Here is a 253-nt window from a genome sequence, read left to right as displayed (position 1 = left end):
GCCTGCCTCGCCGCCTCTTCGCTGGCGGCCGCGTAGATCGGGCGTAGCGCGGCGGCCAGGGCCTTGCGATCCTTGTAGCTGGCGTACTCCAGACTGTTGCGGATCAGATGTACGATGCAGGTCTGAATGACCCTGTCTCGATTCCACGTACAGCAAGAAGTTTGATAACTTTTTGACTGTATGGAGAACAGAATGGCAGAGAACGTGGTGCCGAGAAGGCAATACACGCAGGAATTCAAGGTGGAGGCGGTGC

1 protein-coding gene is annotated in these 253 nt (G+C 57.3%); it reads right to left on the bottom strand.

From position 1 onward, the window contains the following. The coding region (locus tag G3O00_RS43840; protein ID WP_241025625.1) for a transposase at positions 1-253 on the bottom strand (253 nt) is incomplete at both ends.

Source organism: Burkholderia sp. Ac-20384 (genome assembly GCF_017104605.1).
Lineage (GTDB): Bacteria > Pseudomonadota > Gammaproteobacteria > Burkholderiales > Burkholderiaceae > Burkholderia > Burkholderia lata.
The sequence above is the reverse complement of the archived record's forward strand: the minus strand, read 5'-3'. Positions and strand labels throughout refer to the sequence as shown.